We start from the raw sequence: 10,022 nt of genomic DNA on the forward strand, positions 1-10,022 counted from the left end.
CCACCATAAACGGAGGAATAATCATGACACTTAATGCGTTCAAATTCGGGATGGCCAGCGCGATTACCGCGGCAATACTGTGGCTGGCTTGCAGTCTGCTGGTGATGTTAATGCCTTCCACGATGTTGTCCATGTCCGGAGAAATGGTGCATATGCAACTGAATGAGATGGGTTGGCACTTGACTCTCACTGGTGTCGTTATCGGGCTGGTGGCCTGGTTCGTGGTAGCGGGTATCGCCGGGTGGTTGCTGGCGGCCATTTATAACCGCTTGCAGTCATCCGACTGATTATCCAGCTGATGAGCAGTTTGCCGCGCTATGACAAACCGGTTCTGTTGGTGTTGAATCCGGGTAGTTCATCCATCAAGTGGAGCAGGCATAACGTCTCGGCGCTTGAATATGCGGGTGCAACGGTGCCTGTTGCTATTGGGCAAGCAGGTGTCGGCCAATCAGCTGCGCAGACTTATCCTGGCGCGCCCCCTTGGCTGACCGATGTGCTGACAAATCATGCTGTTCGCGCGGTGATTATCAGAGTCGTACACGGGGGCTCTGAATATCATAAACCTATACCCATCAACGACGATAATTTTCGGCAACGGCAAACCAGTCGATACCACCATGGGCTTTACGCCCAATGAAGGGTTGTTGATGCGCACGCGCAGCGGAGATATCGATCCCGGTTTGCTGACCTGGTTGCAGTGGCAGGAGGGTTGGACGCCCGAGGATACCGACAGGGTTCTCAATTGCGAATCCGGCTGGCGGGGTCTGTCCGGCGGAATCGATAACCCGCGGAATCACTGGGAAAGTTTAAACAAGCAGGTATAGAGGGTACCGGTACATATGGTGCAGGACTCTGCCGTTTCCTCAGCAGTAGAGGGATTGTTGTCATAGAAGTTAATCGTCCTGATCGCAGCAATCGCCGAAGGCAGGGAAAGTCAGATCCTTTAGATGCGGAGAATGCTGCAAGAGCTGTACATTCAGGAACGGCAACCGCGATACCAAAAAAGCAAAACGGAGCCTGTGAAGCCATTAGAATAATTTCTGTAGCACGGCGAAGCGCTGTCAAAGCCAAAACCCAAGCGATGAATCAGATACGAGGCATATTAGTCAGCGGCCCACAGGATATTCGAGAACAAGTCTGGAAAACTAAGCCCCATGATTGTGCAAGAGCTTGTATTGAAATGCTCTCTTCTGACAATTCAGATTTACTTGAATCGATGACATTAACCTTAAAGCTTCTGGCGCAAAGATGGCTTATGCTGACTGATGAGCTGGCGCTACTCGATAAAAGGCTGGATAAGCTAACCAATGAACATTGCCAGCAATTAAGAACAAGAATGGGGGTAGGTCCATATACAGCAGGGATCTTAGTGACAGTGGCTGGTGATAACCCTGAGCGCCTGCGTAACGAAGCGGCATTAGCCGCATTATGTGGCGTGAATCCGTTACCTGCATCATCAGGTAAAACTATCAGACATCGCTTAAATCGCGGTGGCAACCGTGAGGCAAATAATGCTTTATGGACTATAGCATTGGTAAGAGCGCGCAGCGATCCAAGAACTCGGCTTTATGTCGAGAGACGAACCGCTGAGGGGTTAACGACTAAAGAAATTTATCGGTGTTTAAAGCGTTATATAGTCCGTGAGTTATATCCGCTTATATTGAGTGATTTGAAGCGTATTAATTTCACAGGTTTGACATAGGAGCGTCAATGCGTGTGCGGAAAGCTTTTTCCACTCTCTTAAGGTTGAGCTGATTCAGGGCGAGCCGTTACAGGATGGAAAGCAAACACGCGAATTTGTTTTTGAATATATCGAAGTAGATTACAATCGGTACCGCCGCCACAGCGCAATTGGCTTTATTAGCCCTGAGCGGTTTGAAGCAAGAACTGTATGTTAGTTAACTGTCCGATGTTGGCGGTAGGGATCACATTACGCAGGGCTTTATCAGGGTTTGTCGGGGTTTTATATCGTTAAGTCATGCGTAGTGTAATAACAAAACGTGTAAGATTTTTATCTGAGGTGACGCTGATATCACCGTCATGTGCTTCGATAATCGCTTTAGTAATAGCTAGCCCTAAACCTGCACCATCACTGTGGCGTTGTCTTGATTGATCGGCGCGATAAAAACGTTCAAATAAATACGGCAAATGCTCGGCGGATATTGCTGGGCCGGGGTTTTCGACACTGATACAAAGCGTGTTAGCAGCATGCTGATAGCTGTTAACCACAATGCTGTGGCCAGAAGCGGTGTGTCGTATCGCATTTGATAACAAATTAGTTAAGGCATGCCTTAGTAAAGAGCGATCGGCATTAATGACGCTAGGCTGACCGGCAAAAGCAAGTTTGACTCCTGCTTCTTCTGCTAAAGCTTCAAAAAACTCGAATATGGCCGAGATTTCATCGGCAATATTTAAAGGCTGTTTGTTCGGGGTAATTAAACCATTTTTACTTTTGGCTAGCCACAGCATATCGCTAACCATCTTGCTAAGCCGTTCTTGCTCTTCTAAATTTGAAAATAACACGTTTTGGTATTCCTCAGCCGTTCGTTGCCGAGATAAACTGACTTGGGTTTGGGTAATAATATTGGTTAAAGGGGTGCGAATTTCGTGAGCAATGTCGGCACTAAAGTGCGATAACTTAGTAAAGCCATCCTCTAAGCGGTTTAGCATGTGGTTGAATGACTGCACCATATGCGTTAACTCAGAAGGTACTTCGTTGGCGTTTAATCTAATGTCGAGTTTGCTGGTTTGAATGTCGCGCATATTGTCACTTAGTCCTCTAAGTGGCGCTAAACCTTGATGCACCGCAATCCAAGCTGCTAATAAAGTAAGGAGGCAGGAACCGAGTAGAATCACCCAAAGACTTTGACCGAGTTGCTGCAAAAAGTGGATGTGAAAATCCATATCAATCGCTGTAATTAACCGGTAGTTATCGTTTGCAGTGGCTATGTTCAGAGCAATACCCCGATAGGCTTTATCTTGATATTGCCAGTGTTGGATATTTTCAATTTTAAATGTATCTATGGATTCATCAGTATCTGTAAGTTGGCTTAAATCAAAATTAGCATTGTTATAAATAATTTGCTGCTGAGAATTGTTTATTTGGTAATACACGCCATGATGTCCGGCAACAGCTTGCGATAATGATTGAGCTAAAGTTTTCGGATCTGTAGGTTCTTTAAGGAACACTTGCTGAACAGAGTGAACAATAACGCCAAGTTCATCGGCATCTTGTTCGATAAAATGGTGCTCTATAGAACTGATAAGCAGTTGCCTAACAACCAGTAAACAAACCGCAATAGTGACAACGACAGACAGTACCACTCTCAGGGTCAAGGACAGTGGCCGTTTAGTGTTATGCTTCATCCGCTTGCTCGTTTTCAAGTTTATAGCCCATGCCGCGCACGGTGTGGATTAATTTTGGCATAAAATCATCGTCTACTTTAGCCCGTAACCTTCTTATAGCGACATCAATAACATTGGTGTCGCTATCAAAGTTCATATCCCAAATCTGTGAGGCGATTAAAGATCGGGGTAAGACTTCACCGCTGCGGCGCATTAATAACTCTAATAAAGAAAACTCTTTATTACTCAAGGCAATTTTGACTCCGCTGCGCATGACTCTTCTTTTGGGGACGTCTAATTGTAAATCGGCCACCTGAAGTAAATCTGGGGTGGTTATGGTTTGGCCGCGGCGTATTAGGCTGCGTACCCGCGCCAACACTTCTGAGAAAGCAAAGGGTTTAATTAAGTAATCATCCGCGCCTAATTCTAAGCCTTTAACTCTGTCATCAACGCTATCACGGGCGGATAAAAACAATACTGGCGTAAGGTTATTGCTTTCGCGAATAGATTGTACTATCCGCCAGCCATTAACATCAGGCAACATCACATCCAGCACAATCAGATCAAATACTTCGGTCATTGCAAGGTGATGGCCGTCTAAGCCGTTTCTAACCAGTGAAACTTGAAAACCCGCTTCAGTGAGGCCTTGCTTTAAATAATCACCCGTTTTGATTTCGTCTTCAACAATCAGTAATCGCATAACCTTTCCTGTAAATAGGGGTAATTGATAGCTTGCAATACACAGGCTGCCAGCTAGATGACAACAAAATTACAACTTTGTCATGTCAGAGTCATGTTGCTGACAGTTATAAATAGCTAAGCTAGATGAAATAAATAAGTTCAGGGGTTATATAAATGAATGATAACAAGTTCAAGTTACCGGCTTCTATCTCGCGGCGCCGATTTGTCCAAGGGCTTGCCATCGGAGGCGTAATAGCTAGTTTCCCGCATGTTGTTCGCGCCGGTAGCTCTTTTAAAGACAATGCCGCGACAGGTTCAGCACCTGAATTAAGTGGCAAAGTTATCGAGCTAACTATTGCTGAGTCCTTAGTCAATTTTACCGGTGTAGTACGTACAGCAACCACCATTAATGGCTCTATTCCGTCACCAACGCTGCGCTTACGCGAAGGCGATGAGGTGACGATTAAAGTGACCAATACCTTATCTGTGCCTAGCTCTATTCACTGGCATGGCATTATTTTACCTTATCAAATGGATGGGGTACCAGGCTTAAGCTTTAAGGGCATTATGCCCGGTGAAACCTTTGTTTATAAGTTTACTTTGCAACAAAGCGGTACTTACTGGTATCACTCTCATAGTGGCTTCCAAGAAATGACTGGCATGTACGGTGCACTAATCATCGAGCCTAGAGAGCAAGATATCATCGTTGCTGATAGGGAGTATGTGGTACAGCTTTCAGACTGGACCGATGATGACCCGATGAAAGTATTTAGTAAACTAAAAGTGCAAGGTGATATCTACAATTATAATCAACCAACAGTACGAGATTTTTTCCGAGACCTGTCAGAAAAAGGGCTTAGTTCAGCATTATCAAAACGTAAAATGTGGCAAGAAATGCGCATGAGCCCGACAGACTTGGGAGATGTGTCAAGCGCTGCACTAACCTACTTATTTAACGGCAGCACACCGCTGGCCAATTGGCGAGGCCTGTTTAAAAAAGGCGAAAAAGTTCGCTTGCGCTTTATTAATGGCGCCAGCAATACCTTCTTCGATGTCCGTATCCCGGAACTGCAAATGACCGTAGTGCAGTCTGATGGCCAAAATGTCCATCCAGTAACTATTGATGAGTTCCGATTCGGCCCGGGTGAAACCTATGATGTACTGGTCACACCGCAATCTGATGCTTATACCATTTTCGCCCAGACCATAGAACGCACCGGTTATGCTCGAGGCACCCTAGCGGTAGCCGACAATATTAATGCACCCGTACCGGCAGTCGATCCAGTAGAGTGGTTAGCGATGGCCGACATGATGGGCAATATGTCCCATGGCGGTTCAATGACAGAGGGCGCTATGGATCATAGCCAACATGGCGCAGCTATGCCGATGGATTTAAGTCAGCATGCAGGGCCGGCCGCTGCTTATGCTAAAGCCAGCACGCAAGTGCGCCATGCCAGTACTGAATATGGCCCTTCGGTTGATATGCGGGTAGATACGCCAAGAACTAACTTGGACGATCCGGGCATTGGTTTACGCAATAATGGCCGAAAAGTGCTGACGTTATCCGATTTACACTCACTAGAAGGTGTTATTGAACCACAGCGTCCTGAAGCTGAAATTGAATTGCACCTAACTGGCAATATGGAACGCTATAGCTGGTCAATTGATGGTTTAGAGTTTGGCCAAAGTACACCTGTGCATATGAAGTTACATCAGTGCGTTAGGGTGATTTTACATAATGACACCATGATGACTCACCCTATGCATTTGCATGGAATGTGGAGTGATTTAGAAAGTGAAAGTGGTGAAGTCCAAGTCAGACGCCATACTATTCCGGTGCAACCTGCTCAGCGAATTAGTTTTTTAACAACGCCGCATGATGTAGGACGGTGGGCCTGGCATTGTCATCTGTTATTTCATATGGATGCAGGTATGTTTAGAGAAGTGGTGGTGTCATGAAAATAACAAAATTAGTCAGTAGCGCGCCGGTGATTGCGTTAACAGCGAGTTTATTGCTAGTAAATGCTGGGGTGATGGCAGACAGCCAAATGGACCATAGCGAAATGGATCATAGCAAGATGAAGCATGGTGATAAGGCGATGGACCACAGCGCAATGGATCATAGCAAGATGAAGCATGGTGATACGGCAATAGACCACAGCGAAATGGATCATAGCAAGATGAACCATGACGATAAGGCGATGGACCACAGCCAGATGGATCATAGCAAGATGAACCATGACGATAAGGCGATGGACCACAGCCAGATGGACCATAGCAAGATGAACCATGGCGATAAAGCGATGAGCCACAGCGAAATGGACCATAGCAAGATGAACCATGGCGATAAGGCGATGGACCACAGCCAAATGAACCATGGCGATATGGCAATGGACCACAGTCAAATGGACCATGGCGATATGGCAATGGATCATAGCCAAATGGATCATGGCGATATGAAAATGCAGGGCGGAAAAGCGCCTGCAGATGCCCGAGATCCTCATGCTTATTCTGGCGGTTTTACCTTAGCCGACGGGCCTTATGCTATAGGCGGCGGTCGCCAGTTAAAACTGGCAGATGAACACCGTTTTTACGCAATTAAAGCAGATAAGTTGGAGCACCAGTTTGCTACGGATAGCTTAGCATTTGACTTACAAGGCTGGTATGGCACTACTTTTAATCGACTAGCAATAAAGCTGGAAGGTGAGGTAAGCGATGGTAAGTTAGAGGAAAGCCAAACCGATTTGCTATGGAGCCGTGCGGTTTATACGTTTTGGGATGCCCAGCTCGGAGCCCGGGTTGATACCTACACGGAAGGGGAGAGTCGGCAGTGGTTGGCATTGGGTGTCCAAGGCTTAGCGCCGTATTGGTTTGAGGTCGATGTAACTGCCTATTTAGGCAACTCTGGGCGGACAGCCATAGCAGCAGAAGCTGAATATGAATTGCTATTCACGCAACGTTTAATCTTACAAAGCACAGTGGGATTAACTGCTTATGGTAAAGACGATGCCATTAATGGTATCGGAAAAGGCTTAGCGTCTTTAAATGCTGGAATGCGTTTACGTTATGAGTTCTCACGCCAGTTTGCGCCTTATATCGGTGTTGAGTGGATGGCTAAGTATGGCAATAGCGCTGACTTTGCCCGAGCGAATAATGAAGCGACTAATACTACGAGTGCGGTCGCGGGTGTGCAGTTCTGGTTTTAATAATTAAGGTGATAAAAATGAAAATATTAAAAACATTAAAAATAGTGAGTGCTATAGCTGTTTTATTAATGGCGACTACGGTGTCTGCACATGTTGATTTAACTGAGACAGTACCAGCAGATGAGGCGATGTTAATGCAAAGCCCTGCAACGTTAAAGCTGACATTCAGTGCCCCAGTACGGATGATGAAATTAAGCTTAATTGATGCAGAGAAAAAAGCGGTTAAATTTGGTTTTGCGGCTTCAGCTACAGCCGCCTCAGAATTTGAGTGGCCACTGCCAACCCTTAAAGAGGGCGAGTATCAGGTGAGTTGGATTGTTATGGGCCAAGATGGCCATAAAATGACCGGTGATTATAGTTTTATGCTCCATGGCGATATGAAGATGGAAGCAAAACAGCCATCTAGTCACAACTCACATTCTCATTAGCATTAGCATTAGCATTAGCATTAGCATTAGCATTAGTAGAAGGTAACTTAGAGATGGTTGGCAATTGGGAGTTAATGCTATTACTAACAAAGTTTGCCACTTATGCTGCAGTCAGCAGTTGTGTCGGCAGCATATTAATGCAAACTTTACGATCAAAGCAATTAAGGACTACTGATACTAAGCTGGAGGCTTTTGATGTTTGGCTTAGCCGTTGGTTTTTAAAATGGGCGGGCTTAGGCCTAGTAATATCACTGTTACAATTGCCAATTCAAGCCGGTGCTATGGCTGAAAATGGCTTAGCAGGCATGTTTGACCCCTTAATGCTTAGTATCATGTGGCAATCAGCAGTGGGTAGCCAAGTCAGTTTCATTGTTGTCGGTTTTACGCTGTTGTTACTTAGTGAGTGGGGGATAAACAAGCTGGCAAGGTTTAAAACCATACTAAGAATAGTCACAGTGACTGGGTTTATTCTGCTAGCAATTAGCTTTACTTTTACGGGCCATACGGTAGAGCTCAATACGGTGTTTAAAGGCTTGTTAATGTTGCATATACTTGCCATGGCAGCTTGGGCTGGTTCTTTGTGGCCCTTACATCAAAGTTGTAAAGCGTTGCCAGCTGATAGTTTAGTGACATTAATGGAAAACTTTGGCAAGGTAGCGGTGTTTTTTGTATCCATATTAATCGCTTGTGGTGTGCTATTACTACTGCAGCTTGTAGAGCCTATTGGCAATTTATTCACTACCAATTATGGTCAGTTATTGATGTTAAAGCTGATATTTGTCAGTGGTATGTTGCTGTTAGCAGCTTGGCATAAACTTAAACTTGTTGCTGAGTTGGCGCAGCATAAAAATGCCCAACCGCTGCGGCTGTCAATTTTAATTGAAACGCTATTGGTGGTCTCAGTATTAGTGACGACTAGCGTGTTTACGACACTTGTTGGGCCACAAAGTTAATCTTAGCTTTATTTGTTATTAAGACTTATTTTTTTTATGAGAACCCTGTGCCAAAAATTACAACTTTAACTGCCTTATTTGCAGCAGTATTTTTGCTAACAGCATGCTCTGAACCCGCTGTAACTAATAATGATCCGAAAGTTACGGCAGAGCCTGTGGTGAGCCAACAACAGAGCGAGCCTTTATTAACTGTTTATAAAACAAGTAGCTGTGGCTGTTGTAAAAAATGGATATCGCATATAGAGCAAAATGGCATAACAGCTATCGCAAAAGACTATGATGATTTAAGCTTTATTAAAAATCGTTATGGCATTCAGCCCAATCATATCTCATGCCATACTGCAGTATCTGAGAATGGCTATGTATTTGAGGGCCATATTCCAGCAAAATATATCCTTATGTTTTTAGCCGAACCAGTGGCCAATGCTATTGGCCTTACGGTACCAGCCATGCCATTAGGTTCACCAGGTATGGAAGTGGGCGACCGTTTTATGCCGTATGAGATATTGGTATTCCTTAAAGATGGTACTAGCAAGGTTTACGCTAAAGTAGATGGTTATGATATGCAGTTTTAACAGCAACTAGTAACAAGAACTGACTTACCCGCGCTGGTAAGTCAGTTCTTCTGTAATTGACTAAACTAGCAATATTTTACATGTTCTTAATGTCTAGAACCTCGCCGACAAAAAAGGTGCGGTTCGGCTGGTTGTAGATTTTGCGACTTCTGCTGGTACGCCCTGAGCGACAATCAATCCGCCTTCATCGCCTGCACCAGGGCCTATATCAATAACCCAATCGCTATTGCTCGCGACCTGCATATCATGTTCAACCATAATAACAGTATTGCCTGCGTCAACCAGCCTATTTAATTGCAGCATCAACATCTGGCTCGTCTACTTGGTCGATTAATCTACGCGCATAAGGCGACACTGAATCTAAGTAGCGACGTTGTGATTCTGCAAACAAAGTACCAAAGGCAAGAGAAGACTTTCCAGAGCCAGAGATACCAGTAAAAACCACCAGTGCGTTGCGAGGTAAGTCGACATCGATGTTTTTTAAATTGTGAACTCGCGCACCGCGCACTTGAATACAGTTTTCTGGATCACTATCAACTTTTTTAGCTTTGTTTCCAGTGCTTGTGAAGTCTTTTCTCGTTATGGCCATAAACTGTTTATCCTGTTGTATTGCGCTGCGTCCTTTTACAACGGGTTGGTCAAGATTACAAAATCGTAATCATAAATTTCATAAAGTTGTGTATGATTGGATTTATGGATGATCTGTTTAGAAAGCTTTGATGCCATGTGGCGCTTGAAACTTGGATTATGGTGTGCAGGTCATTTTGTTATTAATTTAGACAATAAAGTATTATTGAAAAAATGCGCATAGTAAGTCTATTACTGCTTTGTTTT

12 protein-coding genes and 2 pseudogenes are annotated in these 10,022 nt (G+C 44.6%); 10 read left to right on the top strand and 4 right to left on the bottom strand.

Annotated features, from left to right (window positions below; genetic code table 11):
- Window positions 1–23 precede the first annotated feature (23 nt).
- The 5 genes and pseudogenes from B2W60_RS07175 to B2W60_RS07190 form a co-directional block, all read left to right on the top strand.
- Entirely contained in the window at window positions 24–287 is a 264-nt protein-coding gene (locus B2W60_RS07175) for a DUF5676 family membrane protein (RefSeq protein ID WP_292360142.1), read from the top strand.
- 11 nt (window positions 288–298) lie between these two features.
- Complete coding sequence (locus B2W60_RS07180; protein WP_136554438.1) at window positions 299–637, top strand: hypothetical protein; 339 nt, start codon at window positions 299–301, stop codon at window positions 635–637.
- Between the two features lie 10 nt (window positions 638–647).
- Entirely contained in the window at window positions 648–824 is a 177-nt protein-coding gene (locus B2W60_RS14340) for a hypothetical protein (protein ID WP_363104816.1), read from the top strand.
- On the top strand, window positions 821–1,702 hold the full coding sequence (locus tag B2W60_RS07185; RefSeq protein ID WP_292360235.1) for an IS110 family transposase: 882 nt from the start codon (window positions 821–823) through the stop codon (window positions 1,700–1,702). The genes B2W60_RS14340 and B2W60_RS07185 overlap by 4 nt, the downstream gene beginning before the upstream one ends.
- Window positions 1,703–1,709: 7 nt before the next feature.
- Window positions 1,710–1,898 (top strand): annotated as a pseudogene (locus tag B2W60_RS07190) (IS3 family transposase); the annotation flags it as partial.
- Window positions 1,899–1,971: 73 nt separating this feature from the next.
- Here B2W60_RS07190 and B2W60_RS07195 read toward each other — a convergent pair.
- Together B2W60_RS07195 and B2W60_RS07200 are read right to left on the bottom strand one after the other, a co-directional pair.
- The gene (locus B2W60_RS07195) at window positions 1,972–3,366 is read right to left on the bottom strand and encodes a heavy metal sensor histidine kinase (protein ID WP_136554434.1); all 1,395 of its coding nucleotides are present in this window, start codon (window positions 3,364–3,366) and stop codon (window positions 1,972–1,974) included.
- Window positions 3,356–4,045, bottom strand: coding sequence for a heavy metal response regulator transcription factor (locus B2W60_RS07200; RefSeq protein WP_111570589.1), 690 nt, complete (start codon window positions 4,043–4,045; stop codon window positions 3,356–3,358). Before B2W60_RS07200 ends, B2W60_RS07195 begins: the two co-directional genes overlap by 11 nt.
- A 155-nt stretch (window positions 4,046–4,200) precedes the next feature.
- Here B2W60_RS07200 and B2W60_RS07205 point away from each other — a divergent pair, with 155 nt between their 5' ends.
- Genes B2W60_RS07205 through B2W60_RS07225 form a run of 5 tightly spaced genes read left to right on the top strand, consistent with a single transcriptional unit; the run spans window position 4,201 to window position 9,188 of the window.
- Window positions 4,201–5,985, top strand: coding sequence for a copper resistance system multicopper oxidase (locus B2W60_RS07205; protein WP_136554432.1), 1,785 nt, complete (start codon window positions 4,201–4,203; stop codon window positions 5,983–5,985).
- A complete protein-coding gene (locus tag B2W60_RS07210) occupies window positions 5,982–7,232 on the top strand; it encodes a copper resistance protein B (protein WP_292360135.1) in 1,251 nt (416 codons plus the stop codon). The genes B2W60_RS07205 and B2W60_RS07210 overlap by 4 nt, the downstream gene beginning before the upstream one ends.
- A gap of 17 nt (window positions 7,233–7,249) precedes the next feature.
- Window positions 7,250–7,660: a copper resistance CopC family protein gene (locus B2W60_RS07215; protein WP_247870132.1), complete on the top strand. Its 411-nt coding sequence runs from the start codon at window positions 7,250–7,252 to the stop codon at window positions 7,658–7,660.
- 53 nt (window positions 7,661–7,713) lie between these two features.
- On the top strand, window positions 7,714–8,613 hold the full coding sequence (locus tag B2W60_RS07220; RefSeq protein ID WP_136555639.1) for a copper resistance D family protein: 900 nt from the start codon (window positions 7,714–7,716) through the stop codon (window positions 8,611–8,613).
- Between the two features lie 47 nt (window positions 8,614–8,660).
- Window positions 8,661–9,188: a DUF411 domain-containing protein gene (locus tag B2W60_RS07225; protein ID WP_247870131.1), complete on the top strand. Its 528-nt coding sequence runs from the start codon at window positions 8,661–8,663 to the stop codon at window positions 9,186–9,188.
- A gap of 93 nt (window positions 9,189–9,281) precedes the next feature.
- Here B2W60_RS07225 and B2W60_RS07230 read toward each other — a convergent pair whose 3' ends face one another.
- Window positions 9,282–9,446, bottom strand: a complete 165-nt coding sequence (locus B2W60_RS07230) for a hypothetical protein (RefSeq protein ID WP_168800225.1) — start codon at window positions 9,444–9,446, stop codon at window positions 9,282–9,284.
- 40 nt (window positions 9,447–9,486) lie between these two features.
- Window positions 9,487–9,702: pseudogene (locus B2W60_RS07235) on the bottom strand (hypothetical protein); the annotation flags it as partial.
- Window positions 9,703–10,022: the final 320 nt, after the last annotated feature.

The organism is Methylophaga sp. UBA2496 (genome assembly GCF_002341635.1).
GTDB lineage: Bacteria > Pseudomonadota > Gammaproteobacteria > Nitrosococcales > Methylophagaceae > Methylophaga.

Excerpts from the sequence above, each read along its gene's own strand:
- B2W60_RS07175 (WP_292360142.1), top strand. The coding sequence starts at position 24 with ATGACACTTAATGCGTTCAAATTCGGGATGGCCAGCGCGATTACCGCG.
- B2W60_RS07180 (WP_136554438.1), top strand. The coding sequence starts at position 299 with ATGAGCAGTTTGCCGCGCTATGACAAACCGGTTCTGTTGGTGTTGAAT.
- B2W60_RS14340 (WP_363104816.1), top strand. The coding sequence starts at position 648 with ATGCGCACGCGCAGCGGAGATATCGATCCCGGTTTGCTGACCTGGTTG.
- B2W60_RS07195 (WP_136554434.1), bottom strand. The coding sequence starts at position 3,366 with ATGAAGCATAACACTAAACGGCCACTGTCCTTGACCCTGAGAGTGGTA.
- B2W60_RS07200 (WP_111570589.1), bottom strand. The coding sequence starts at position 4,045 with ATGCGATTACTGATTGTTGAAGACGAAATCAAAACGGGTGATTATTTA.
- B2W60_RS07205 (WP_136554432.1), top strand. The coding sequence starts at position 4,201 with ATGAATGATAACAAGTTCAAGTTACCGGCTTCTATCTCGCGGCGCCGA.
- B2W60_RS07210 (WP_292360135.1), top strand. The coding sequence starts at position 5,982 with ATGAAAATAACAAAATTAGTCAGTAGCGCGCCGGTGATTGCGTTAACA.
- B2W60_RS07215 (WP_247870132.1), top strand. The coding sequence starts at position 7,250 with ATGAAAATATTAAAAACATTAAAAATAGTGAGTGCTATAGCTGTTTTA.
- B2W60_RS07220 (WP_136555639.1), top strand. The coding sequence starts at position 7,714 with ATGGTTGGCAATTGGGAGTTAATGCTATTACTAACAAAGTTTGCCACT.
- B2W60_RS07230 (WP_168800225.1), bottom strand. The coding sequence starts at position 9,446 with ATGGTTGAACATGATATGCAGGTCGCGAGCAATAGCGATTGGGTTATT.